This window comes from Paractinoplanes rishiriensis (assembly GCF_016862375.1).
Classification (GTDB): Bacteria; Actinomycetota; Actinomycetes; order Mycobacteriales; family Micromonosporaceae; genus Actinoplanes; species Actinoplanes rishiriensis.
Map to the genome: position 1 here is coordinate 1 of NZ_BOMV01000051.1, position 23,147 is coordinate 23,147.

The 23,147-nt window shown below is 70.3% G+C and carries 24 protein-coding genes and 1 other RNA gene; 15 read left to right on the top strand and 10 right to left on the bottom strand.

Annotated elements, in window-relative coordinates:
- Positions 1 to 940: 940 nt before the first annotated feature.
- The 3 genes from Ari01nite_RS20785 to Ari01nite_RS20795 all read right to left on the bottom strand — a co-directional run bounded on the left by Ari01nite_RS20785 (position 941) and on the right by Ari01nite_RS20795 (position 2,516).
- Positions 941 to 1,324 (bottom strand): VOC family protein, encoded by a 384-nt coding sequence (locus Ari01nite_RS20785; protein ID WP_203782947.1) that lies wholly within the window; start codon positions 1,322 to 1,324, stop codon positions 941 to 943.
- Between the two features lie 82 nt (positions 1,325 to 1,406).
- Positions 1,407 to 1,958, bottom strand: a complete 552-nt coding sequence (locus Ari01nite_RS20790; protein WP_203782948.1) for a hypothetical protein — start codon at positions 1,956 to 1,958, stop codon at positions 1,407 to 1,409.
- A gap of 51 nt (positions 1,959 to 2,009) precedes the next feature.
- On the bottom strand, positions 2,010 to 2,516 hold the full coding sequence (locus Ari01nite_RS20795; protein WP_203782949.1) for a ribonuclease FAU-1 family protein: 507 nt from the start codon (positions 2,514 to 2,516) through the stop codon (positions 2,010 to 2,012).
- A 299-nt stretch (positions 2,517 to 2,815) separates the two neighbouring features.
- Here Ari01nite_RS20795 and Ari01nite_RS20800 point away from each other — a divergent pair, with 299 nt between their 5' ends.
- Positions 2,816 to 3,553, top strand: coding sequence for a hypothetical protein (locus tag Ari01nite_RS20800; RefSeq protein ID WP_239162887.1), 738 nt, complete (start codon positions 2,816 to 2,818; stop codon positions 3,551 to 3,553).
- A gap of 27 nt (positions 3,554 to 3,580) precedes the next feature.
- A complete protein-coding gene (locus Ari01nite_RS20805; protein WP_203782951.1) occupies positions 3,581 to 4,177 on the top strand; it encodes a helix-turn-helix domain-containing protein in 597 nt (198 codons plus the stop codon).
- 213 nt (positions 4,178 to 4,390) lie between these two features.
- On the opposite strand, the gene Ari01nite_RS20810 is transcribed toward Ari01nite_RS20805, so the two are convergent.
- Entirely contained in the window at positions 4,391 to 5,059 is a 669-nt protein-coding gene (locus tag Ari01nite_RS20810; RefSeq protein ID WP_203782952.1) for a bifunctional DNA primase/polymerase, read from the bottom strand.
- Positions 5,060 to 5,301: 242 nt separating this feature from the next.
- Between Ari01nite_RS20810 and Ari01nite_RS20815 the strand changes: the two genes are divergently transcribed.
- From Ari01nite_RS20815 to mctP, 8 genes are all read left to right on the top strand, one after another.
- Positions 5,302 to 6,528 carry a helix-turn-helix domain-containing protein gene (locus tag Ari01nite_RS20815; protein WP_203782953.1) on the top strand — a complete coding sequence of 409 codons (1,227 nt, stop codon included), beginning with the start codon at positions 5,302 to 5,304 and terminating at the stop codon, positions 6,526 to 6,528.
- Positions 6,529 to 6,544: 16 nt separating this feature from the next.
- A complete protein-coding gene (locus Ari01nite_RS20820; RefSeq protein ID WP_203782954.1) occupies positions 6,545 to 7,129 on the top strand; it encodes a flavoprotein in 585 nt (194 codons plus the stop codon).
- A gap of 19 nt (positions 7,130 to 7,148) precedes the next feature.
- Entirely contained in the window at positions 7,149 to 8,003 is an 855-nt protein-coding gene (locus Ari01nite_RS20825; protein ID WP_203782955.1) for a Nif3-like dinuclear metal center hexameric protein, read from the top strand.
- The gene (locus Ari01nite_RS20830; RefSeq protein WP_203782956.1) at positions 8,000 to 8,734 is read left to right on the top strand and encodes a zinc ribbon domain-containing protein; all 735 of its coding nucleotides are present in this window, start codon (positions 8,000 to 8,002) and stop codon (positions 8,732 to 8,734) included. The genes Ari01nite_RS20825 and Ari01nite_RS20830 overlap by 4 nt, the downstream gene beginning before the upstream one ends.
- Positions 8,731 to 9,822, top strand: coding sequence for a bifunctional RNase H/acid phosphatase (locus tag Ari01nite_RS20835; RefSeq protein WP_203782957.1), 1,092 nt, complete (start codon positions 8,731 to 8,733; stop codon positions 9,820 to 9,822). Before Ari01nite_RS20830 ends, Ari01nite_RS20835 begins: the two co-directional genes overlap by 4 nt.
- 77 nt (positions 9,823 to 9,899) lie before the next feature.
- A complete protein-coding gene (locus Ari01nite_RS20840) occupies positions 9,900 to 11,165 on the top strand; it encodes a glycoside hydrolase family 18 protein (protein ID WP_203782958.1) in 1,266 nt (421 codons plus the stop codon).
- Positions 11,166 to 11,295: 130 nt separating this feature from the next.
- Positions 11,296 to 11,514: a DUF3311 domain-containing protein gene (locus tag Ari01nite_RS20845; protein WP_438872208.1), complete on the top strand. Its 219-nt coding sequence runs from the start codon at positions 11,296 to 11,298 to the stop codon at positions 11,512 to 11,514.
- Between the two features lie 4 nt (positions 11,515 to 11,518).
- Entirely contained in the window at positions 11,519 to 13,162 is a 1,644-nt protein-coding gene (mctP, locus tag Ari01nite_RS20850; RefSeq protein ID WP_203782960.1) for a monocarboxylate uptake permease MctP, read from the top strand.
- A 4-nt stretch (positions 13,163 to 13,166) separates the two neighbouring features.
- On the opposite strand, the gene Ari01nite_RS20855 is transcribed toward mctP, so the two are convergent.
- Both Ari01nite_RS20855 and Ari01nite_RS20860 read right to left on the bottom strand, forming a co-directional pair.
- A complete protein-coding gene (locus tag Ari01nite_RS20855) occupies positions 13,167 to 14,054 on the bottom strand; it encodes a hypothetical protein (RefSeq protein WP_203782961.1) in 888 nt (295 codons plus the stop codon).
- 122 nt (positions 14,055 to 14,176) lie between these two features.
- A complete protein-coding gene (locus Ari01nite_RS20860) occupies positions 14,177 to 15,337 on the bottom strand; it encodes an MFS transporter (protein ID WP_203782962.1) in 1,161 nt (386 codons plus the stop codon).
- Here Ari01nite_RS20860 and Ari01nite_RS20865 point away from each other — a divergent pair.
- Positions 15,336 to 15,986: a TetR/AcrR family transcriptional regulator gene (locus tag Ari01nite_RS20865; protein WP_239162888.1), complete on the top strand. Its 651-nt coding sequence runs from the start codon at positions 15,336 to 15,338 to the stop codon at positions 15,984 to 15,986. The two genes, Ari01nite_RS20860 and Ari01nite_RS20865, sit on opposite strands and share 2 nt — an antisense overlap.
- Here the strand turns inward: Ari01nite_RS20865 and Ari01nite_RS20870 are convergent.
- Together Ari01nite_RS20870 and rnpB are read right to left on the bottom strand one after the other, a co-directional pair.
- Positions 15,924 to 16,772 carry a 1-aminocyclopropane-1-carboxylate deaminase/D-cysteine desulfhydrase gene (locus tag Ari01nite_RS20870; protein ID WP_203782963.1) on the bottom strand — a complete coding sequence of 283 codons (849 nt, stop codon included), beginning with the start codon at positions 16,770 to 16,772 and terminating at the stop codon, positions 15,924 to 15,926. The genes Ari01nite_RS20865 and Ari01nite_RS20870 overlap by 63 nt on opposite strands.
- 216 nt (positions 16,773 to 16,988) lie before the next feature.
- Positions 16,989 to 17,401, bottom strand: an RNA gene (gene rnpB / locus Ari01nite_RS20875) — RNase P RNA component class A.
- Between the two features lie 53 nt (positions 17,402 to 17,454).
- On the opposite strand from rnpB, the gene Ari01nite_RS20880 reads away from it, so the two are divergent.
- Positions 17,455 to 18,219: a sulfite exporter TauE/SafE family protein gene (locus Ari01nite_RS20880; protein ID WP_203782964.1), complete on the top strand. Its 765-nt coding sequence runs from the start codon at positions 17,455 to 17,457 to the stop codon at positions 18,217 to 18,219.
- Positions 18,220 to 18,226: 7 nt separating this feature from the next.
- Here Ari01nite_RS20880 and Ari01nite_RS20885 read toward each other — a convergent pair whose 3' ends face one another.
- Together Ari01nite_RS20885 and Ari01nite_RS20890 are read right to left on the bottom strand one after the other, a co-directional pair.
- A complete protein-coding gene (locus Ari01nite_RS20885) occupies positions 18,227 to 19,147 on the bottom strand; it encodes a threonine/serine dehydratase (protein WP_203782965.1) in 921 nt (306 codons plus the stop codon).
- Positions 19,148 to 19,158: 11 nt separating this feature from the next.
- Positions 19,159 to 20,217: a type I glyceraldehyde-3-phosphate dehydrogenase gene (locus tag Ari01nite_RS20890; protein ID WP_203782966.1), complete on the bottom strand. Its 1,059-nt coding sequence runs from the start codon at positions 20,215 to 20,217 to the stop codon at positions 19,159 to 19,161.
- A gap of 499 nt (positions 20,218 to 20,716) precedes the next feature.
- On the opposite strand from Ari01nite_RS20890, the gene Ari01nite_RS20895 reads away from it, so the two are divergent.
- The 3 genes from Ari01nite_RS20895 to Ari01nite_RS20905 are packed head-to-tail and all read left to right on the top strand — an operon-like array spanning position 20,717 to position 23,144.
- The gene (locus Ari01nite_RS20895; protein ID WP_203782967.1) at positions 20,717 to 21,850 is read left to right on the top strand and encodes an ABC transporter permease; all 1,134 of its coding nucleotides are present in this window, start codon (positions 20,717 to 20,719) and stop codon (positions 21,848 to 21,850) included.
- A gap of 37 nt (positions 21,851 to 21,887) precedes the next feature.
- On the top strand, positions 21,888 to 22,502 hold the full coding sequence (locus tag Ari01nite_RS20900) for a GTP cyclohydrolase II (RefSeq protein WP_203782968.1): 615 nt from the start codon (positions 21,888 to 21,890) through the stop codon (positions 22,500 to 22,502).
- Positions 22,503 to 22,544: 42 nt separating this feature from the next.
- The gene (locus Ari01nite_RS20905; protein ID WP_203782969.1) at positions 22,545 to 23,144 is read left to right on the top strand and encodes a M15 family metallopeptidase; all 600 of its coding nucleotides are present in this window, start codon (positions 22,545 to 22,547) and stop codon (positions 23,142 to 23,144) included.
- Positions 23,145 to 23,147 lie beyond the last annotated feature (3 nt).

Consider the following 23,147-nt stretch of genomic DNA (forward strand, 5'->3'; position numbering starts at 1 on the left):
CACGCCCCACGGTGCGGTGGTGACTCTGGCCGAGCTCGCGGACGGCCCACGGTGCGGTGGCCGTTCTGGCGTCGGAGCAAACATGACGTGGCCGGTCTCGTTTCCGGTCTCAGGTGGTCCGCCAGAGCAGCCCCTCGACCTGCCCGGCGATGCCGCCCGCCAGCTCGGGCGCGAGGTGCTGATACCTGGTGGTCATGGCCATTTCGACCACCTCGAATTTCGCCGTTCTTCGGGTTCGTTGCGCGCCACCACGTCTAGCGTCAGCCCAGGTCACACCGATGCCTGACGATCACGCTGCGAATATTGGGACCCCGCTGACCAAGCAAGTGCACGATTCACTTCGGCATCTGCGCTGATCTGGGACGCCGCGGTCGCCGTTTCGGTTTGGGCACGCTTAACGGGTCGCCAGCGCGCGGCTGCCCCACGGCCGCCAGGCGATGGTGGCTCCGGGTCGCAATCTTGGGAAGTTCCGGGGGAACAGGAACTCGACAAGGTCTACCGGCGGTGCGACCTTATAGGCGGCTTGGTGGCTTTTGTCGCGGCCAGGTAACGGCTGGCGGGAGCGATCGTCCACTGCCGGGATGACGGCCACGGCTGTTCGGCATTCGGCTGCCAGGGACCGTGGGCTGGAAACAGGAATGCCGCTCCGGGTTCGGCCGAGGTGCTGTCACATAACGTGCATAACGGTCAATGGCGCAAGCCGAGCGACCACGACGAGGCCGAGCAGCTTGCGCCGATACGCCTTGGGGCACAAGGACCCTGGGAAACCTTGTGACTCGACGCCGCCGCCATCCAGACCAGTTCGCCGACCTTGGAAGCACTCCTTCGTCCTCGAACTGCTTCGAACTAAGAAGTTAGCCGCCCCGGGCGAATCCGAGTTCGGGTTCGCGGTTGTGTGAAGCCCTGACCAAGACTCCTCGGCTGTAGTGCTTCGATCAGTTTAGTCGTCGAGGTATAGGCAGAAGGGGTGGCCGGCGGGGTCGAGCATTACGCGGACGTTCTCTTGTGGCTGGTGGGTGGCCAGCTCGGCGCCGGTGGACAGGGCGTGGGCTACGGCTGTGGGTAGGTCGTCGACCTCTATTTCCAGGTGCATGGACATCTGGGGGTGGCCGGGGGTGGCCGGCCAGACCGGGCGGGTGTAGTGGGGTTCGGTTTGGAAGCCCAGGTTGTAGCCGGCGTCGGGGGACGGGGCGACCGAGGCGTTGTTGGGGCCGCCGGGGAACAGCTGCCAGTCGAGTAGGCGGGCGTAGAAGCGGGCCAGTTCGAGGGCGTCGGGGGCGTCCAATGTGACGCCCCACCACTGCTTTTTGCTCCGCAAGCTCATGGGCGTAGAGATATCAGACGGGTCTGACAAGAAGGTGGCCCGGCCCGGCCCGGGCGGACCCGGGCCGGGAGGAAGGCGGTCACTAGGCCTGGGCGGTGGGGGTGTCGGAGGTGGATGCGGGCGCGGGGGTGCGGGTGGGCGCCGGGGGCTCGGGCTCGGGCTCGGGAGTGGGGCGCCAGCGGGCGCCGGGGGCCAGCTCACCCAGGAACTCCAGGCGGGAGCGGATGCCGCCGTGGCTGCGGCCCAACTCGGTCATCAGGTCGCGGGGGCGGGCGCCGGCCCGGTAACGCGCCACCAGGGTTTCGTCGTCCTCGGGAGTCCAGCGGGTGCCCTGGTTGGGGTGGCGGCCGCGGCGTTCGGGAGGTGGGGCGACCCGGGAGGAGAGGGCCGGCTGGGTCATGGCGATCAGGCCGGCCAGGGTCGAGGTGAGAACGTCGGTGAGGCCGACCAGGTCGGCGGGGGCGAGGCCGCCGCTGATCTCGCTCACCACGCGGCCGTCGCCGTCGCTGCTGACTATGCAGAGGTCGATCCGGTGGTCGTCGGTGGGGAACGCGGTGACCTGGTAATCGGTCTCGCCCAGGAGCAGGCGGCGGTCGAGGGTGATGGGCGAGGACTGGAGTGCGGTGGTGTTCATGGGGTGAGGGTAGGGGTGGCCTCTGACAGTTTTCGGGGGCTGGCGGCGGGCTCAACCGGCGCGGTTCAGCCAGGTGCGGTAGTGGCCGGCGAACGGCTCCGTGTTGGCGGTCAGGGCCGTGCGCAGGGCGTCGGTCGCGGCCAGCGCCGCCGCCACCACGTCCCCGGGATAGCCGAAGGTGACCCGATGTCGCGCGAACTCGTCCTCGTCCTCCACCGCCACCCGGCCGTCGCGGTACCGGACCAGGTCGATGTCCAGGTCGACCACGGTGATCTCGCCGGGGCCGGTCCACCGGGCCGGGGTGGCGATGTCGCAGTAGAGGTCCCGGTCGTCCGGCTCGGCCAGGAAGAGTGCCATCCACCAGCCGCCGACCGGTAACAGGCGGACCGCGTCGGCACGGGTGAGCCGGGGGCGTTTGCCGCCGTAGTGAAAGGTGACCCGGCTGCCGGCGGGGGTGGCGATCCAGGTGCCGAAGCTGTCCTCGCCGAGGAGGCGCCCGGTCACCTGCCGGTGCGGCCGGCCGTCGAACTTGCGCAGCACGAGATCCACCGGCGTCACGCCGCGAGGCTACCGCGAGACCGGCCGGGGCCTGGGGCGTGGAGACCGAATGGCAACCGGGCGGACCTTAACCTGACCCGGGCCGGAGCCGATTCCTTGTGGCACCTGCGGGAGATACCGCAGGTGGGCGGGCACCGGTCGGATTCCCCTCGGCGATCGGTGCCCGCCCGGAAACCCGGGGCTAGGGGCGAGCGATGGCGACCGAACTGCACATCGGCATTGATGCCGAGAAAGTTGTGGTTTCGGCGGGTGCCATCCGCGTTCGGGCCGGGCGTGCGCGACGGTGTCGCACCGGAACGGTGACCGAGAGTCTGCCGGTGCCGCCCAGCGGGCGCAGCCGGGACGTGCGGGTTGCCTTCCTGGCCAGGCTGACGCTGCCCACGCTGTTCACGGTTGCCGTGCTCTATGCCGCCGGGGTTCCGGCCTGGTTGCTCGCCGGCGGTGCCGCCGGGCTGCTCGGGCTGGCCTGGCGACGGGACGCCCGGCGCAGTCAGAAGACGATCTTTGCGGTGCCCGGCGACGCTCGGGTGCTGCGTACCGCCGAGGAGCGGGCGGCATACCAGCGGGCCGTCGGGGTTTCGCGCCGGGTGCGGCGGACCTGGCCGGGGTTGCCCGGCATGATCGACCCGGTGCTTGCCGACCGGTCGCTCACCCATGCCCTGGACGACCTGGCCACCCTGCTGGTGCGCCGGCAGGAGCTGCGCCGGCTGCGGGCCGGTCTGTCCGGCGTGCCGCAGCAGGCCGTGCCGGACGACAGCCCGGCGCTGGCCGCCCTGGACGCGCAGCGCGAGCACGCCGAACGCCTCTGGCTGGAGACCGCCGAGCAGGCCAACCGCATCCTGCGCAGCATCGACGCGGCCGCGCTGGCCGGCGAGACGTTCCTGCACGAGCAGCGGATCAGCGACACCGCGCGGCGGGCCGAGCGGGCGCTGAGCCGGCTCACCGTGGGCGCGCCGCCGGCCGAGTCGGCGCCGGAACTGGCCGACCGCACGGCTGCCGTGCTGGCCGCCTACCGGGAGCTCGAAAAGCTCGGTTAGGCCGCGGCCAGAGCAACAATGGTTGCCATGACGGCAAACGACGACGTGCTGCGTGAGGTGGGTCCGCGGCTGCGGGCCCTGCGCACCAAGGCCGGCACCACCCTCGCGGCGCTGGCCGAGACCACCGGCATCTCGGTGAGCACGCTTTCGCGGCTGGAGTCGGGTCAGCGTAAGGCCACCCTCGAGCTGCTGCTGCCGCTGGCCCGGGCCTACCGGGTGCCGCTCGACGAACTGGTCGGCGCGCCGCCGACCGGTGATCCGCGGGTCTATGCTCGGCCGATCACCCACCACGGTCAGACCATTCTGCCGCTCAGCCGCAACCCGGGCGGGCCGCAGGCGTTCAAGCACATCATCGCGCCCGACTCCCGGCAGGAACCGGACCCTAAAACCCATGAGGGGTACGAGTGGCTGTACGTGCTGAGCGGCCGGCTGCGACTGATTCTGGGCGCCCACGACCTGGTGCTGCCGGCCGGTGAGGCGGCCGAGTTCGACACCCGGGTGCCGCACTGGTTCGGCAGCGCGGGCAGCGGTCCGGTGGAGTTCCTGACGATCTTCGACCAGCAGGGGGCGCGGATTCACGTGCGGGCCCGGCCCAGGAAGGCCCAGCAGCCTGAAGGTCAGTAGCGCCGCGGCGTTCCCGGTGGGCGGGAGCCGGCCGGTCGCGAGCCGCGGGGCCCGGTGCCGGCCCCGCGGCCGCGCGGATTCATTCCATTGTGCGACTCGACCTGCACCTGGAATGCCATTAGTTTGTCTGACGACATGCGTGCCCCCGCCCATGCCCGTGAACCGTCCGCTACCAGCGTCAACGATTCGGCGGCCGGTGGGTCGTCGGCGCCGTCAAACGGCCCGGCGGGCGGTGGACATCTGCCGGGGCACGGTCAGGCGCGGGGTGCGCACCGTGCCGAGGGCATCCACCAGCAGGGACTGCACGACCTCGGCCTCGGGCAGCCGCCACTGTGTCCGCTCGGGGCGGACCGCCCACCGCACCGGGCCCTCCAGCATCCGGGTGGGTGGCGCCGGGATCCACGAGCCGAGCCCGTGCCGCACCACGTCCAGCCGATGATCCAGTTCGGATCGCAGTGGGCTGCCGGGCCTGGTCAGGAACATCCATCGACCGGCCGCGGTGACCGCGACCGGCCCCAGGGCGCCGGCACCGAGCAGCCGGGACGTGCCGAGTACCCGCAGGCCGAGCGAGGCCGGCACCTCCAGCACGTCGAACCGCCAGCCGGTGGCGAGCAGGACGGTGTATGCGCCGTGCCGCCACCAGGAGTGCACCCGGCCCAGGTCGGTCGACGCGCTGTCCTCCCAGGACTCCAGCGCCGGGTGACAGGTCATGATCGGGCAGCCGGGCCGGCCACAGAGGAACCGGTGACCGGTCAGCCGGGCACCGGGCGTCACCGGCCAGCCGTGCTCGGCGTACCGGATCGCGGCCCGGCGCAGGCGTATCCGGTCCAGCCGGTCGACAAGCGCCGGTGGGACGAACGGCCGATGGACGGTCCACTGCATGGCTCGATAACCCCCGATCTAGGCGGATCGCGGCCATATCAGCCGCGGGTGCCGTATCCAAGGACGACACGCATCGTTGTTTCCGGCAGATCCGCCCTTTGCAAGTTGCAACAAAAACTACGAGCATCGGTGAGCAGGCGATCACACACGCTGTGCGACGTGCGCACACGCGGAGCGTTCAGACTGTGAGATGACAGAAGGGCTCGCCGGCGGGGGCCGCCGGACGAGTCGGGGGAGGCACCGTGGACGAGCTGCCGATCGGCCGCCGCGTCGCCTATTGGCGCGGCCGACGCAAGATGTCCCAGCAGGTCTTCGCTGACCGGCTGGGAAAGTCCAAGAGCTGGGTTGACAAGGTGGAGCGGGGGGTCCGCCGACTCGACAAGTTCTCCGTCGTCTACGAGATCGCCGACGTACTTCAGGTCGACGTCCAGCTGCTGCTGGGCAAGGACGTGGAACGCCGGCCCGAAACACAGAACTGCATCGACCAGGTGGAGGTCGAGGAGATCCGGGCGGCCCTGGAGCGCTATGACCAGATGAGCGCGTTCTTCCAGGCCGTACCGAACTCGCCGCCGCTGTCCGAGATGCGCAAGGCGGTCAGCCACGCCTGGCTGACCTACCAGCATGCCAAGTACGGCGTGCTCGCCCGTACGCTGCCCAAGCTCTTGCGGGATGCGCAGGCGGCGGACAGCGCGCACGCCAGCACCATCGAGGCCAGGGACGCGGCGCACCTGCTCGGGCAGGTCTACCAGATCGCGTCGTCGGCGCTGCGCAAGGTCGGTGAGCACGAGCTGTCCTGGCTGGCGGCGGACCGCTCGATCGCGGTGTCGCAGCGGGCCGGCGACCAGCTGCTCGCCGGGCTGGCCAGCTACCGGGTGGGCAGCGCGCTGCTGGCCCTCGGCCGGGTCCGGCCGTCGCTCGAGGTCAACGTCAACATCGCGAACCGGCTGGCGCCCAGCCACGAGCCGGCCAAGGCCGACCGGCTCTCCGTGTACGGGATGCTGCTGCTCAACGGCGCGATGGCGGCCGCGCGGATCGGCGACAGTGCGACCGTGCGCGACCTGTTGTGCGGCGCCGAGCAGGCGTCGCTCGAGCTGGGCGGCGACTTCAACCACTACTGGACCAGCTTCGGCCCGACCAACGTGCAGCTGCACCGCTGTGCGACCGCGGTCGAGCTGGGCGACGGACGGACCGCGGTGGAGACTCACGAGCGGATCGACCAGGTCGGCTTCCAGGCGCTGCTGCCGGAGCGCCGGGCGCACCACTTCCTGGACATCGCCCGCGGTTACACCCAGATCGGCAACGTCGAGAAGGCCAGCGAGATGCTCCTCGAGGGTGACCGGCTCGCCCCGTCCGAGATCCGCTGTCGCCCGCTCGCGCACGAGGTTCTTTCGGACGTCCTCCGCCGGACGCGGGGGACGCCGCCAGCTCCGATCGCGGAGTTGGCTGAGCAGATGGGAGTCGGCGTATGAGGTGGGCACGCGCGTGATGACCGGTAACCCTTCGCCCGGAGTGCTCTACATCCTGGTCTGCGGTTCCCCGATTGCCCGGGACGTCGGCATTCTGGTCGGCCTGGCCCAGCAGGAAGGCTGGGACGTGTGCGTGATCACCACCCCGGACGGGCGCAAGTTCGTCGACGTGCCCGCACTCCAGCAGCAGACCGGACATCCGGTACGCACCTACTACAAGAGTCCCGGCGACCCCGACACGCTGCCGCCGGCGGACGCGATGATCGTCGCGCCCGCCACGGTCAACACGGTCAACAAGTGGGCCGCCGGGATCACCGACACCCTGGTCCTGGGCCTGTTGGTGGAGGGATACGGGTACGGCCTCCCGACGGCTGTCGTCCCGTACACCAACAACGTCATGGCCCTGCACCCCGTGTTGCACGAGAGCCTGGCCCGGCTCCGCGACTGGGGCGTCCACGTCCTGTACGGCGAGGACGTGTGCCGCCTCGGCAAGCCCGGGCAGACCGATCGCTTCCGCAAGACGTTCCCGTGGCGCCGCGCGTTGCAGGCGGTCAGCAGTCCGGTGACGATGAGCAGCCGAGTCGAGCCGGGCGCGCTGTCGTAGCCAGATAGAGTTGGCGGCCGTGACCGACACTGCCGCACCACCCACCGTCCTGGACGTGGTGAACGCGCTGGACCGGCGTTACCCGCGGGACTGGGCGGAGTCCTGGGACCGGGTGGGGTTGGTGCTCGGCGATCTCGCCCATCCGGTGCATCGGGTGCTGTGCGTGGTCGACTGCGTGCCGGAGACCGTCGACGAGGCCCTCGCGGCCGGTGCCGATCTCGTCGTGGCGCACCATCCGCTGCTGCTCAAGCCGGTTTCGTCGATCGCGCCGGACACGTACAAGGGCCGGATCATCCATCGCATGATCCGCGGCGACGTGGCGCTCTACGTGGCGCACACCAATGCCGACGTGGCCAATCCCGGCGTTTCGGACGCGCTGGCGGCCCGGCTCGACCTGACCGGCCTGCGCCCGCTGGTCCCGGCGACCGGCGTGGCCGCCGGCGACGGCCGGGGCACCGGGCGGATCGGCGAGCTGCCGGGCCCGATGGACCTGGCCGAGTTCACCGGGTACGCGGCGAGCCGGTTGCCGGCGACCTCGGCGGGGGTACGCTCGGCCGGCGACCCGGCCCGGACGGTCCGGACCGTGGCGGTCTGCGGCGGTGCGGGCGACTCGTTCCTGGCCGACGCACGCCGGGCGGGCGTCGACGCGTACCTCTGTGCCGATCTGCGCCACCACCCGGCGAGTGAGCATCTCGCCGAGGAGGGCCCCGCGCTGCTCGATGTCGCCCATTGGGCGACCGAGCGACCCTGGCTGGATGACGTGGCCGCCTGGCTCGGCGGACAATTCGGCGTCACGGTGACGGTGTCCGACGTGGACACCGATCCCTGGACGGTTCATGCTTTCAGTTCCTCGTCGAAGGAGACCCAGCCGTGAAGGCCTCCCCGGAAGCCCAGCGCCGCCTGCTCGATCTGCAGGCCGTGGACACCGCCCTGGCTCAGCTCGCGCATCGCCGCAAGTCGCTGCCCGAGCTCGCCGAGATCGACGCCGTGTCCCGGGAGCTGTCGGCCCTGGAGGACGAGCGGGTCCGTGCTCAGGTCGCGGTGGACGACCTGGACCGTGACATCAGCCGGTTCGAAAAAGACATCGAGCAGGTACGCATCCGCAAGGAGCGCGACCAGAAGCGGCTCGAGGCGGGTGGCGCGCTGCGCGAGATCGAGGGCCTCCAGCACGAACTGGCCACGCTGAACCGCCGGCAGTCCGAGCTCGAGGACGCCGAGCTGGAGCTGATGGAGCAGAAGGAGACGGCCGAGGCGGCGCTGGCCGAGGTGCAGGGCCGGCTCAACGAGGCGAGCGAGCGCCGGTTGGCCGCCGAACGCCGCCGGGACGACGCGTTCGCCGAGATCACCAAGGACGAGGAGTTCAAGACCTCGTCGCGCGGCCCGCTCGCCGCCGACCTGCCGGCCGACCTGGTCCAGCTCTACGACAAGATCCGGCTGGACTCGGGCCTGGGCGCGGCGCTGTTCCGCTCGGGCCGCTGCGGCGGCTGCCGGATCGAGCTGTACGGCGCCGACCTGGCCCGGATCAAGGCCGCCGCCGCCGACGACGTGGTCCGCTGCGAGGAGTGCCGGCGGATCATGGTCCGCACCTCTGAGTCCGGCCTATGAGGGTCCTCGTCGAGGCCGATGGCGGGTCGCGGGGCAACCCGGGGCCGGCCGGCTACGGCGCCGTGGTGCGCACCCACCCGACCGGCGAGATCCTGCTGGAGCGGTATGGGTCGATCGGCGTCGCGACGAACAACGTGGCCGAGTACACCGGCCTGGTCGAGGGCCTCAAGGCGGCGCTCGAGCTGAACGCCACCGAGGTTGACGTCCGGATGGACTCCAAGCTGGTGGTGGAGCAGATGTCCGGCCGCTGGCAGATCAAGAACGCCGGCCTGCGCCCGCTCGCCGCCGACGCGGCCGCGCTGGTCAGCCGGTTCGCCCGGGTCGGCTTCGAGTGGATCCCGCGGGAGCGCAACAGCGCGGCCGACGCGCTGGCCAACCGGGCCATGGACGAGGCGGCCGGCATCGTGCCCAGCGACGTGGAACCGGAGGAACCGCCCAAGCCGGTCTCCTGGGCGCCGCCGTCGATGGACAATGCGACCCGGCTCATCCTGGTCCGGCACGGCGAGACCGAGTTGACCAAGCAGGGCCGGTACTCGGGTCGCGGCGACATCCCGCTCTCCGACGAGGGTCAGGCGCAGGCCATGGCGGCCGGCGGCCGGGTGGCGGGGCTGGCCCGGGACGTCACGGCCGTGGTCAGTTCGCCGCTGCAGCGCTGCGTGCGTACCGCCGAGTTGATCGCCGCCGAGGTGGGCGGGGTCCCGGTGACCGTGGTCGACGACCTGATCGAGTGCGACTTCGGGGAGTGGGAGGCGCACACCTTCGCCGAGGTGCAGGAGCGCTGGCCGCGCGAGTTGGCGGCCTGGCTGGGGTCGACCACGGTGGCGCCGCCGGGCGGTGAGTCGTTCGAGACGGTCGCGGCCCGCACCCGCGCCGCGCTGTCGACGGTGCTCAAGTCGTACGCCGGCGGTGTTGTGGTGGTTGTTTCGCATGTGTCGCCGATCAAGTTGATCCTGCGGGATGCGCTGGCCGCATCGGACTCCTTCCTGCACCGGCTGTTCCTGGACGCGGCAGGGGTGTCCACCATGGACGTCTGGCCGGACGGCAACATCGCGGTGCGCTCGGTCAACGAGACGGCCCACCTGCGCTGACTTATTGCATCTGCAGGGTGTGACGTTTAGCTTCCTCGATTAGGAAACTTTATTGAACGTCACGCCCTGGAGGGCTCATGCATGGGTTGACCCGCCGTCTGATCGCCGTGGCCGCCGTGGCCGCGACGATCGTGACGGCCGCACCATCGGCCGCACAGGCCGGCCGCAAGTCGCCGTACGTCACGGTCGGATACTTCACGCAGTGGGGTATTTATGGCCGTAACTTCCAGCTCAGCAAGGTGCAGGACTCGGGTGCCGCAGCCCGGCTCACGCACCTCAACTACGCCTTCGGGCCGGTGACCGCGGACGGCGTCTGCGCGTCGGCGGACCCGTGGGCCGACTGGCAGACCCCGTTTCCGGCCGAGCTCAGCGTGGACGGCGTCGGCGACGTCGCGGGGCAGCCGATCGCCGGCAACCTCAACCAGCTGGCCGAGCTCAAGGCCAGGAACCCCAAGCTCAAGGTCCTGATCTCGCTGGGCGGGTGGACCGGCTCGGCGTTCTTCTCGGACGCCGTGCTCACCGACGCCTCCCGGAAGAAGCTGGTCAGCTCCTGCGTGGACCTGTGGATCAAGGGGAACCTGCCCGGGCTGCCGGCCGGGGTGGCCGCCGGGATCTTCGACGGCATCGACCTGGACTGGGAGTGGCCCGGTTCGGAAGGCAACGCCGGCAACGTCATCCGGCCGGAGGACCGGGCGAACTTCACCGCGCTGGTCGCCGAGTTCCGCCGGCAGCTCGGCAAGAAGCACCTGCTCACGGCATTCCTGCCGGCCGCGCCGGCCAAGGTGGAGGCGGGCTTCGAGAACAAGATTTTCAAATATCTGGACTTCGGAACGGTGCAGGGGTACGACTTCCACGGCTCGTGGGAGAACCGGTCGAACCAGCAGTCGTCGATCTTTGTACCGCGCGGCGCACCGGACAATCCCGACTTCTCCGCCGACGTCGCGATCAACGCCTGGCTGGCGAAGGGCGCCAAGCGGTCCCAGCTGGTGCTGGGCGTGCCGTACTACAGCCAGGGGTGGACCGGCATCACCAGCGGCGGCGACGGCCGGTTCGCGACCGCCACCGGGCCGGCGCCGGGCATCTTCGCGGCCGGCACCGAGGACTACAAGACGGTCAAGAACCTGCCCGGCTTCCGGCTGCACCGGGACTGGCGGGCCGGCAACTCGTGGCTGTTCGACGGCACCACGTTCTGGACCTATGACGACCCGGCCCAGATGCTGCAGAAGACCGTCTACATCCGGGCCAGGGGTCTCGGCGGGGCGATGATGTGGTCGCTCGACGGCGACGACGACCGCGCGTCTCTCACCAGGGCTATTGCTGCCGGTCTGGCCACTCGCGGGTGATCTTTGGATGAGCGTGGCGGTGCCGTTGAGCGCACCGCCGCGCCCGTTCGGCGCATCGTGATCGACCGATTCCTTCCAACATCGTTAGCGTCGTTATGGACCGTATCCACGCTTCGATGAGGAGGTACGGCTGATGGCGGCCGAGCCCGAATCTCCGCAGGTGCGCAGCGATCGCAGCCCCTGGAACTGGTTATTGATCATCCCCATTGTGGTGCCGTTGATGACTCCGATCTTCAATCGCGACGAACCGCGGTTGTTCGGCTTCCCGGCGTTCTATTGGGTCCAATTCCTGTTCATCGCGCTCGGCGTGGCGACCACGACGATCGTCTACCGGATGACCAAGAGGTGATCCGATGAGCGACCACATCACCGAGATCGTCGTCTTCACGCTCCTCTTCCTGTTGGTCAGCGGCATGGGCTTCGTGGCGGCGCGCTGGCGGGCGCCCAAGGACATGGCGCACCTCGACGAGTGGGGCCTGGGCGGCCGCAGCTTCGGCGGCTGGATCACCTGGTTCCTGATCGGCGGCGACCTCTACACGGCGTACACGTTCGTCGCGGTGCCGGCCCTGATCTTCGGCGCCGGTGCGGCCGGGTTCTTCGCCGTCCCGTACACCGTGATCATTTATCCGCTCTTCTTCCTGGTCCTGATCCGGCTCTGGTCGGTGTCGCACCGGCACGGCTTCGTCACGCCGGCCGACTTCGTCCGCACCCGGTTCGGCTCGCCGACGCTCGCTCTGCTGGTCGCGATCACCGGCATCGTGGCGACCATGCCGTACATCGCTCTCCAACTGGTCGGCATCGAGGCGGTGCTCAAGACCATGGGCGTCACCGGCGAGAGCGCACTGGCCCGGCACCTGCCGATCATCATCGCGTTCGCGATCCTGGCGGCGTACACCTATCAGTCCGGCCTGCGCGCGCCCGCCCTGATCGCCTTCGTCAAGGACACCCTGATCTACATCGTGATCCTGGTGGCGGTCATCTACCTGCCCTACAAACTGGGCGGCTGGGGCAGCATCTTCGATGCCGCCGACGCGAAGTTCCAAGCCTCGCCTGCGCCGGGTGACGGCATCATTCTCAACGCCAACAACCAATTGCAGTACGTGACCTTGGCGTTCGGTTCGGCACTCGCGTTGTTCCTCTACCCGCACAGCATCACCGGGGTGCTGGCCAGCAAGAACCGCAACGTCATCAAGCGCAACATGTCGGCTCTGCCCGCGTACAGCTTGCTCTTGGGTTTGATTGCTCTTCTCGGTTTCATGGCCATCTCGGCCGGCGTGAAGCCACTGCCCGGTTCGACCCCCGGCAGCGTGGACAGCAACACCGTGGTGCCGCTGCTGTTCGACCAGCAGTTCCCGGCCTGGTTCACGGGCGTCGCCTTCGCCGCGATCGGCATCGGCGCCCTGGTGCCCGCCGCGATCATGTCGATCGCCGCGGCCAACCTGTTCACCCGCAACATCTACAAGGAGTACCTGCGCAAGGACGCGACGCACGCCCAGGAGGCCCAGGTCTCCAAGATCGTGTCGCTGGTCGTGAAGGTCGGCGCGGTCGCCTGCATCGTCTTCCTCGACCCGCAGTTCTCGATCGACCTCCAGCTCATCGGCGGCGTGATCATCCTGCAGACGGCGCCCGCGGTGGCGCTCGGTCTCTACACCCGGTGGCTGCACCGGGGCGGGCTGATCGCCGGCTGGGCGGTGGGCATGGGCCTGGCGTTCTGGATGCTGTGGCAGATCCCGAACCCGAACACCAAGCGGGCGCACTTCGGCGGCTCGGCGTTCCCGCTGGAGAAGTTCGGCTTCGACACCCCCAAGACGATCTACGTGGGCTTCGTCTGCGTCGCGGTCAACATGCTGGTCGTGGTCCTGGTCACGCTGCTCCTCCGGGCGATCAAGACGCCGGACGGCCCGGACGGCACCCAGCCGGACGACTACTTCGCCGACGAGGGCGACCCGCGCGTCGACCGCGACAAGACCGCGGTCGAGACGGCCTCGTCCACCTGAGGTTCTAGTACTGGGTGACGGACAGGGAACCGACGCCGGCCTGGGCGACGAAGTCGATGCCGGTGTTGGTGCCCTCGCCGAAGCCGTTGCCCGTGAACGACTGGCCCGGGGCGATGCCCTGCCGTGCGGCGCCGTCCAGGTTGACCTGGCCGGCGCCGGCGGCGAACTGGACCCGGACCGGCGTGTTCACCGGCAGCCGGACCTCGACCCGCTCGGCGCCGGCGGTCAGCCGCACCGGGACGACCCGCGACGGCGCCGGCAGGGTCAGGTCGATCTGGGTGGAGCCGCCGCCCAGTTCGATGCCGTCCAGCCGGCCGTTGCGCAGGTCGATCACGGTCTGCCGGGTGCCGCCATGCAGCCGGAGGGTCCACAACACGCCGGCGTTGAGGGCCACATCGACCAGACCTTCGCTGCCGGCGGGCTCAAGATTCAGCCGTACGTCGCCGTCGTTGCGGGTGACGCTGGGCCGGACCGGGTGGTTGCCCGGGACGTTGACCCGGTAGAGGTCGTCGTTCAGGTCGTCGGAGCGCAGCCGGATGGCGCCCACCCCGTCCATGACTTCGAAGGTGGCGTTCTCCCGCCCGTTGAGCGGGCCGGCGACGGTGCGCGGATTTTCGGCGGTGCCGTCCCGCAGGACCAGGGTGCCGAGCAGGATGGCGATCAGGCCGAGGATGGTGACGGCCGCCAGGAAGACGAGAAGCACCGAGGCGGGCCGGTCATCCTGCAGCAGCGTCCGGCCCCGCAACGATGCCAGCCGGCCGGGTCGTTTCGGCGGCTCGGCCGCGGGTTCGGCGGCGGCGGTCTGCGCGGTGCCGGGTGGGGGAGTGCGGTCGGACTCCGCGGGTGGACCATCGCCCTGCGGTGCACGCCCCTGGGGTGTGGTCTCGTCCACTGCGGCTCCCCTCGTGTCTGACAAATAGCCGCATCGGAATTCCCCGATGCCGTGCTGCCTACACTCCTCGCCGCGCGCCCCCACCGGTAGCCCGAACCGAAACGTTGGCCAGCGCGTACCCCCTAGGTCTTTGGTTTGAGAGCCGCCGCACCCACCGCAACCAAAGCCGTCAGGGCCACGATCAGGAGGAAAGATGTGGTCAGCGACGAGACATGGGCTATGCCGCCGATGACGCCGGGGGCGATCAGGCCGCTTCCGTAGGCGATGCCGGCCACGCCTGCCAGGTTGCGGCCGGGGTGGCCGGGCATGCGGCCGGCGGCGGCGAAGACCAGGGGGACCACCACGGCTATGCCCACGCCCAGCAGGCCAAAGCCCAGGATGCCCAGCCACGGGGTTTCGGCCAGGACCACCGTTACGGCGCCCAGGGTGGCCAGAACGCCTGAAATGCGGACAGTGCGCACCGGGCCCAGTCTGCGGACCACCCAGTCGCCGCCGAAGCGGGCGGCTGCCATCGCGATGGAGAAGACGGCTACCGTGGCGGCGGCTGTGGAGGCGGGGGCGCCCAGGAGGTCGCGGATGTAGACCGCGGACCAGTCCAGGCTGGCGCCCTCCGCAAAGACCGCGCACAGGCCCACCAGGCCGATCGGGAGAACGGCGGCGGTGGGCAGGGCGAAGGCCGGTGGTTCCTCGGCCGACGGCTCGGGGCGGTGGGAGAGCAGCCAGGTGGCGGCGACCAGGCTCAGTGCCACCAGGGCGATGCTGGTGAGGGTGAAGTGCAGTGGTGCGCCCACGCCGGCTCGGGCGGCCAGGGCGGCCAGTGTCGAGCCGGCCAGGCCGCCCACGCTCCACCAGCCGTGGAAGCTGGACATCACCGAGCGTTCGTAGCGCTCCTCGACCAGGACCGCCTGGGCGTTCATCGCGACGTCGGCCAGGCCGGCGGTGGCGCCGTAGACCGCCAAGGTCAGGCAGAGTAGCGGCAGACTGGTGGGCAGGGCGGGCAGGATCAGGGACAGGCACCACGCGACGATCAGGACCCTGGTCAGCGCGCGCAGGTCGAAGCGGTGGGCCAACCGGCCGGACAGCGGCATCGCCAGGATGGCGCCCAGGCCGGGCATCAGCAGGGCCACGCCCAGGCCGCCGGGACCGGTGCCCACGTGGTCGGCCACCCAGGGGACGCGGGCGGCGAACGTGCCCGTCACGGCGCCGTGCGCGGCGAAGATCGCGGAGGTGGCGGCTCGTGCCTGGCGCAGGGTCCGGTCGGGGTGGACGCGGAGGGTTGGCATGAAGCCGACGGTAGACGAATACCAACCAGATGGTAAGTATTCACGGGTGGGCTACGCGAAGGGCCGAGCTACCCGGCGGGACATCTTGGATCAGGCGACCGCGCTGTTCGGCGAGGCCGGTTACCGGGGCACCTCGCTGCGGGAGATCGCAGCGCGGTGCGGGCTGTCGCATCCGGGGCTGCTGCACCACTTCCCGACCAAGGAGTCGCTGCTGCTGGCGGTGCTCGAGCACCGCGAGGAGGTCGACCGGGAAGGGCTGGCGACCGGGGCCGGGTTGCTGAGCGGGCTGGTCGACCTGGTGGGGCGCAACGCCGAGCGGCGCGGGATCGTCGAGTTGTTCACGGTGCTGTCCGCGGAGGCGACCGCGCCCGATCATCCGGCGCACGGCTGGTTCGCGGACCGCTACCGGCGCATCGTGGCCGAGTTGGAGGCGGCCTATGCGGAGGCGCGGGCGGGCGGTGACCTGCACCCGGACGTCGAACCGGCGACCGCGGCCCGGCAACTGGTGGCGCTGATGGACGGGTTGCAGATCCAGTGGCTGCTCGGCGACCCCGAGATCGACATGGCGGCGGCGGTCGCGGCCCACCTACGCCAGCAGGGCCACCACGGTCGTACCGGGCCGGAAGACGCCGCGTCCGATCAGGGTTAGCAGGCCGGACATCATCTTTCCCTCGTACACCGGATCCAGTGCGACGCCGTGGCGGGCGTGGAAGTCACTGACAAAACCTTCCAAGACGGGCGTACGCCTGGCGAAGCCGCCGAAGTGGAAATCCGGTTCGAGGGACCAGTTCGCGGTCGGGACGCCGTACTCCCGCTGCAGCCGGCGGATCTCCCCGGTCAGATAGTCACCGCCGCGCAGCACCGGGAAACCGACCGCCCGCCGCCCCGGCGCCAACGCGGTCGCCGCCCCGGCCAGCGTTGCGCCCGTGCCGCAGGCGCAGGCCAGGACGTCGAACGGCGACTCGATCTCGTCGACCAGTTCGGCCGTTCCGCGCAGCGCCGCCGCGTTCGCCCCGCCCTCGGGAATCAGGTGGAAGTCGCCGAACCGGTCACGCAGCCGGCCGAGGAACGCGGGCTCGGCCCGGCTCCGGTAGGTGGTCCGGTCCACGTATGCGAGCCGCATGCCGAACCCGGCGGCCCGGGCCAGCACCGGGTTGAGCGGGTGGTGCTCCTCGCCCCGGATCACGCCGACGGTGCCGAAGCCGAAGTGGTGACCGGCCGCGGCGGTGGCCAGGATGTGGTTGGACCAGGCGCCACCGAAGGTCAGCACGGTGCCCGCGGCCGGCAGGTTGTACTTCAGCTTGCGCCACTTGTTGCCGGGAAAGTCCGGGTGGATCAGGTCGTCGCGCTTGAGCAGGACGCGCACCCCGCCGGTCCGCTCGTCGGCCAGCTCGTCGAGCGGGGACGGCAGACGCAGGTCGAGGGCGTGCGACATGCCGCCATTGAAGCAGCTGCTAGCCTCCATGCCGAGGCGTAGCGGCGAGGTGAGCGGACAGTGATTCAGGCAGCGGTCGAGTTCCGCCGGCTGGTCGGCAAGGTATCGAAATCCAGGAAGGCATGCAGAAGCTTGACGCCTTCTGGAAGGCGGCTGGAGCGGGAAGCCCGCGAGCAGTTCGGCGGGCCCGAACCAGAGCAGCCAGCTTAGGGGTGACGGGCGAGCCGGCCGGTACGCCGGATTCTGTTGCCGGCGACCTGGGTCGCCGGTGGCGGTCATCCATCTCGGCCGACCGTTGCCGGGCGGCTCTTGCGGCCTACCCGCAGGCTCGGGCGAGCAGCCCTCGAACGCCTGCGCCGGCCGTCACCTTGCGGCGGCGGCCTTGCTTGGCCTTGCTCCGGGTGGGGTTTACCGAGCCACCCCGGTCACCCGGGGTGCTGGTGAGCTCTTACCTCACCGTTTCACCCTTACCGGCGCCGCACCGTGGCGCGGGCCGGCGGTCTGTTCTCTGTGGCACTTTCCCGCGGGTCGCCCCGGGTTGCCGTTAACAACCACCCTGCTCTGCGGAGTCCGGACGTTCCTCGGCGACGCCCCCTGCGGGACACCGACGCGACCGCCCAGCCGACTCGTCCGTCACCGCCAATCCTACGGGCGCCGCCGACGACGTAAATTCGGACCCACCATGGATCTTCTGCACATCGTTCTGCTGATCGCCGCCGGTGTCGCCGCCGGCGCGGTGAACGCGATCGCCGGCGGTGGCTCGCTGATCACGTTCCCGACGCTGCTGGCCACCGGATTGCCGTCGGTGGACGCCAACGTGACGAACTCGGTCTCGGTGTTCCCGGGTTACGTGTCGAGCGTGGTGGGCAGCCGGGCCGACCTGGCCGGGCAGGGTCGCCGGCTGCGCACGATCCTGCCGACCAGCATGGCCGGCACCGTCGGCGGCTGCGCCCTGCTGCTGCTCACCCCGGCCGCGGCGTTCGATCTCGTGGTGCCGTTCCTGGTGCTCGGCGCGGCCGCCACGCTCGCCTTCCAGGAGCGGCTGCGCGGGCTGGTCGGCCATCCGCGGCAGATGTCGCCACGCCGGGCCGCGATCACGCTGCAGGCCGTGGTGTTCGCGGGCGCGATCTACGGCGGCTACTTCGGCGCCGCGCTCGGTGTCATGTATGTGGCGGCGCTCGCCCTGATCCTGGACGAGCCGCTGCAGCGGATCAACGCCCTCAAGAATGTGCTGTCGGCCGCCGTGGGCCTGGTCACCGTCGTGGTTTTCGCGATCTTCGCGCAGGTCCATTGGGGTGCCGCGCTCACGCTGGCACCGGCCACCATCCTGGGCGGGTACGCGGGGGCGCGTCTCGCCCGCCGGCTGCCCGCCCGGGTGCTGCGCTTCGTGATCGTCTCCTTCGGCACGGCCATCGGCCTGCTGCTGCTGTACCGCGCGTTCACGTAGGCCGGACCTAGGCGGTCAGGTCGGCCGGGTTGGTGTTGGCGCCGCAGAGCAGGACCACGACGCGCTCGCCGGGGGCCGGCAGGTACGCACCCGAGGTCATCGCGGCCAGCGCCGCCGCGGTGCCGTGCTCGACCGCGAGGCGGTAGTCCTCCCAGAGCCGGCGCCGGGCGTCGACGATGGCCTTGTCGTCCACCAGCACCGAGCCGATGCCGGCGTCCCGGGCCAGCTCGAACGCGATCCGGCCGGCCCGCCGGGCACCCAGCGAGTCGGCCGCCACCCCGGCCACCGGCACGTCCACCGGCTCGCCGGTCCGCAGCGCCTCGGACAGCGCCGCCGACGTGATCGGTTCGACCCCGACCACCCGGGCCCGGTCGCGCAGTGCCGCGATCACGCCGGCGATCAGGCCACCGCCGCCGACCGCGACCAGCACGGTGTCGAAGCCCGGCAGCTGCTCGGCCAGTTCCAGGCCGATCGTGCCGTTGCCGGCCACCATGGCCGGGTCGTCGTAGGCGTGGCAGAACAGGGCGCCGGAGGCCTCGGTGGCGAGGACCGCTTGGGTGTACGCCTCGGCGTACTCGTTGCCGGCCTGGACCACCCGGGCGCCGAGCTTGCGCAGCTTGGCAACCTTGACGGCGGGCGCGGTCTCGGGGGCGTACACCTCGGCGGCGACGCCGAGCTCGCGGGCCGCGTACGCGGCGGCCAGGCCGGCATTGCCCCCCGACGCGGTCACGATGCCGGCTGGTGGGAGGGCGCCGCGCTCGGCGGCGGCGAGGATCTGATTGAACATGCCCCGGGTCTTGAAGCTCCCGGCGTGCTGCGTGTGCTCGAGCTTGAACCAGAGCTGACGGTCGGCCTGCAGGACGGGTGTCCGGCGGACCCGGGTGCCGATGCGCTGTGCCGCTGCCCGTACGTCGTCGGTGTCAATCATCGACGACGACTCTAGGCGATACTCCAGCTCACGCGCCTGGATGAGACGGCCGAGGGTTCACCTACCAGGCGCGCGAGGTCGAGTAATCGGTTCGAGAAGCCCCACTCGTTGTCGAACCAGCCGCGCACCTTGACCCCGCCGTCCGCGGTGACCTGGGTGCCGGACGGGTCGAACAGGCAGGACGCCGGGTTGTTCTTCACGTCGATCGACACCGTCGGGTCGGGGTCGTACGCGAGCACCCGGCGCAGCGGACCGGCCGCGGCCTCGGCCATCGCCCGGTTGACCTCCTCGACGCTCACCGGGCGGTCGGTCTGGCCGGACAGTTCGGCCAGCGAGCCGATCGGGGTGGGTACGCAGTAGTAGCTGTAGCGCATTTCGCCGATCTCGGGCAGCGCCACCCGCACCAGGTCACCGACCACGTAGTTGTGCGGGATGATGCTCTCGCCGGTGGCCCGGCCCAGCCGCGGGTCGTCGCGCGAGGTGCCGACCACAGCGTCCTGTCCCTTGGCCCAGCCCTGGACGGCGAGCACGACCGACGTGTTGACGCCGCACAGCCCGAACCGGTCGAGCAGCACCTTGGCCATCACGGTGAGCGCGTTCACCCCGCAGGAGCCGGGCGAGACCACGTCGTGCAGGTCGGGGTCGTAGGTGTGGTGGTTGGCGCCGTAGACCAGGAACGCGTCCGGGTCGTCGGCGGACGCGCTGATCACGACCTTGCGGGCGCCGCCGTGCGAGATGTGGGTGCGGGCCGCGGAACCGGCCCGGAACTGCCCGGTGGCCTCGATGACGACGTCGACACCGGCGTCCGCCCACGGAATGCGTTCCGGTCTTGAATGGTGGAACACACGGATCGCATGGTCATTGACGACCAGCTGATCGGTGCGTGCCGTGACGGTACCGGGAAATGCGCCGCGAATGCTGTCCCGGCGCAGCCCGTAGGCCATTTTCTCGGCCGACGCAAGGTCGTTCACGGCGGCAATGGATATCCCCGAATCGGAGTTCGCGGCGAGTATCCGGGTGATACTGCGGCCGATCCGGCCTAATCCGTTGATGCCGATCGTGACAGTCATCGAAGGCTCCTAGGCCGCTGGTGATCCGGTGCATGGCGCGCGCCGGCAGGCAGGCCGGGTTGCCCCGGGGCCACCCGCCGTCACGCCCTCGACACTATGAGTCGTGCAACTTGCACGTCAACGCACGGGATGTCACACGGGTGAATGTGAAACACGGAAGTGCAGGTCGGGCGTACTGTGCGTGGGTGAATAGGGTCTATCGGTCATTGGTGGTGCTTGATACGAATTCTCGGCCGGTCTTCGTCTTCCGGATGAGCTGCGCGTTTTCCGGCCAAGGCAGTGTCTTTTACTGATCGAGAATTCCAAGCGGGACGCGGCACCGCGGTATTCCGGAAACCGCTCACCGCGTGGCGGCAATCACCCGGGTGAGTGCGCGGTGCAGAGACTGCAGCGCGCCCGACGGCCGCCGAGCGCGGACTCTGATCGGCAAACCGGCCGCATGATGCGCTTTCGTCCGTAATGCTCTCCAGTGAGGGCAGACGGGGAAGAAGGGCGCGCGGTGGCGGAGGAGACCAAGCCGGTCGAGTCGGTCCGGCAGTTCCGGCGATTCGCGCTGGCGGTGTGCGTGATCGGGGTGCTCGTGCAACTCGGGCTCACCGCGTACTACCTCGGCATGGGGCACAAGGCGCAGCCGCACCACGTGCCGGTGGGCCTGGTCTCGTCGGCGGCCAAGCGGCCCGCGGTGATCGGCCTGCTGGACCGGAACGACCATTTCAAGGTCACCGACTACGCCTCCGCGGACGACCTGATCGTGGCGATCAAGCGGCGCGACGTCTACGGCGGAGTCGATGTCACCGGCTCGCGTCCGCATCTCTACGTGGCCAGTGCCGCCGGCGTCCCGGCTGCCTCCCTGCTGCGCAGCACCTACACCGCGGTGGTCCAGCAGCAGACCGCCGCCACGCTGGCCGAACTGGCCGGCGAGGACGAGGACATGACGGTGGCCCGGGCGCAGGAACTCAACACGCCACCGGACATCACCGACGTGGTGCCGTTGCCCACCGATGACGTGAACGGCGTCTCGCTCGGCTTCCTCACCCAGGCGCTCGCGCTCGGCGGCACGATCGCCTCGATGGGCCTGGGCCGGTTGATCCCGCGTACCAGGCGGTCCTGGCGGCGCGGCATCGCGCACGTCTCCATCCTGGCCGTGTACGCGGTCGGCTCGGCCGCCGTGGTGCTCTGGTCGATGACCTGGTTCGGCGTCGGCACCACCGCCGACCGGGGCGAGATGCTGGCCATCTTCTCCCTGATCTCGCTGGCCATCACGGCGTCCACGGCCGGCGCGGTGGCGCTGCTCGGCCCGGCCGGCGCGCTGGTCGGCGTCATGTACTTCACGCTCGGCACGGTCATCTCGGGGGCCAGCATCCTGCCCGAGTTCCTGCCGGCCCTCGGCCGGATCGTGGGCGAGCATCTGCCGACCGGCGCCGGCGTTCAGGCGGTACGCGACAACCTGTACTTCCCGGCCGCCGACATCAACCGGCACCTGCTCACCCTGGGCCTGTACGCGGGCATCGGCGCGCTGATCGTGCTGATCACCAACATGCTGCCGAACCGGCGGAACAGCACCAGCGAGGTCGATCTCGAACTGGTCGAGCGGCTCGAGGGCAGCGAGCGCCGGGAGCCGGTTCCGCTCTAAGCCTCATCCCGGGCGGACCGCTACCGATCGAACCGGCATGTCCGTACGCACCCGCGTCACCGTCCCGCTGCGCTTCGCCGACGGTTATTCGGCCACCGCCAAGGTGATCACGTTCACCGGGCTGGCCGACGGCAAGGAGCACCTGGCCCTCGCGTTCGGCGAGCCGGCCACCGACCGGGTCCCGCTGGTGCGGCTGCACTCCGAGTGCCTCACCGGTGACGTCTTCGGCTCGCAGCGCTGCGACTGCGGTCCCCAGCTGCGCGAGGCGGTCGACCGGATCGAGCAGACCGGCGGCTACCTGCTCTACCTGCGGCAGGAGGGTCGTGGCATCGGCCTCTACGCCAAGCTGGACGCGTACGCGCTGCAGGAGCAGGGCCTGGACACGTACGAGGCGAACCGGGCGCTCGGGCACGGCGACGACGAACGGGACTACACCGCGGCGGCGCAGATGCTGGACGTGCTCGGCGTCACCACGGTCGACCTGCTGACCAACAACCCGGACAAACCGGCGGCTCTGCGGGCGGCCGGCGTCGAGGTGCGCGAGGTGGTCCCGACCGGGGTGTACGCGTCCGCGGCGAATGTCCGCTATCTCGAGGCCAAGGTCGAGCAGACCCGGCACACGATCGCGCTGCCACTGGCCGGCCGACTTTAGGTTTCCGGCTCAGATTTCCCGGGTGACGCCGAACGGAACTGCGTGGGAATCGAGGGAGTGAACCAGCGGATCGCCGACATCCAGAGCCGGATGATCGCGCTCCAGACCCAACAGACCGCGACGCGTACGGCGCAGAGCCAGACCACCACGACCGGTGCCGGCGGCAACGACTTCGCCAGCATCCTGAACGACGCCGTGGCCGCCAACCCGGCGTCGACCGGCTCGTACAAGCTGAACAGCAAGGGCATCCCCACCGACCTGGCCGCGTACGGCAACGGGAAGATCCCGGCCAGCGCCCTGGAGCAGGTCGGCAACACCCGGCACAAGCTGTGGGCGCCGGCCGCGCAGGGGCTGACCCGGATGATCGCCGACGCCGAGCGGGACGGCGTGAAGATCGGCATCACCGACTCCTACCGCCCCTACGAGGAGCAGGTCGACCTGGCCCGGCGCAAGGGCCTCTACTCGCAGGGCGGGCTGGCGGCCAAGCCCGGCACCAGCGATCACGGTTGGGGCATGGCCACCGACCTCGACCTGAACCCGAAGGCGCTGGACTGGATGCGCAAGAACGCGGACCGGTACGGCTTCGTCGAGGACACCCCGCGGGAGAGCTGGCACTGGGCGTTCAAGCCCAAGGCCGTCTAGGTT

Coding starts and splice junctions, on each gene's coding strand:
- Ari01nite_RS20880 (WP_203782964.1), top strand. CDS start 17,455: ATGGATCTTCTGCACATCGTTCTGCTGATCGCCGCCGGTGTCGCCGCC.
- Ari01nite_RS20840 (WP_203782958.1), top strand. CDS start 9,900: ATGCATGGGTTGACCCGCCGTCTGATCGCCGTGGCCGCCGTGGCCGCG.
- Ari01nite_RS20885 (WP_203782965.1), bottom strand. CDS start 19,147: ATGATTGACACCGACGACGTACGGGCAGCGGCACAGCGCATCGGCACC.
- Ari01nite_RS20835 (WP_203782957.1), top strand. CDS start 8,731: ATGAGGGTCCTCGTCGAGGCCGATGGCGGGTCGCGGGGCAACCCGGGG.
- Ari01nite_RS20785 (WP_203782947.1), bottom strand. CDS start 1,324: ATGAGCTTGCGGAGCAAAAAGCAGTGGTGGGGCGTCACATTGGACGCC.
- Ari01nite_RS20900 (WP_203782968.1), top strand. CDS start 21,888: ATGTCCGTACGCACCCGCGTCACCGTCCCGCTGCGCTTCGCCGACGGT.
- Ari01nite_RS20810 (WP_203782952.1), bottom strand. CDS start 5,059: ATGCAGTGGACCGTCCATCGGCCGTTCGTCCCACCGGCGCTTGTCGAC.
- Ari01nite_RS20870 (WP_203782963.1), bottom strand. CDS start 16,772: ATGTCGCACGCCCTCGACCTGCGTCTGCCGTCCCCGCTCGACGAGCTG.
- Ari01nite_RS20790 (WP_203782948.1), bottom strand. CDS start 1,958: ATGAACACCACCGCACTCCAGTCCTCGCCCATCACCCTCGACCGCCGC.
- Ari01nite_RS20820 (WP_203782954.1), top strand. CDS start 6,545: ATGACCGGTAACCCTTCGCCCGGAGTGCTCTACATCCTGGTCTGCGGT.
- Ari01nite_RS20860 (WP_203782962.1), bottom strand. CDS start 15,337: ATGCCAACCCTCCGCGTCCACCCCGACCGGACCCTGCGCCAGGCACGA.
- Ari01nite_RS20890 (WP_203782966.1), bottom strand. CDS start 20,217: ATGACTGTCACGATCGGCATCAACGGATTAGGCCGGATCGGCCGCAGT.
- Ari01nite_RS20805 (WP_203782951.1), top strand. CDS start 3,581: ATGACGGCAAACGACGACGTGCTGCGTGAGGTGGGTCCGCGGCTGCGG.
- mctP (WP_203782960.1), top strand. CDS start 11,519: ATGAGCGACCACATCACCGAGATCGTCGTCTTCACGCTCCTCTTCCTG.
- Ari01nite_RS20865 (WP_239162888.1), top strand. CDS start 15,336: ATGAAGCCGACGGTAGACGAATACCAACCAGATGGTAAGTATTCACGG.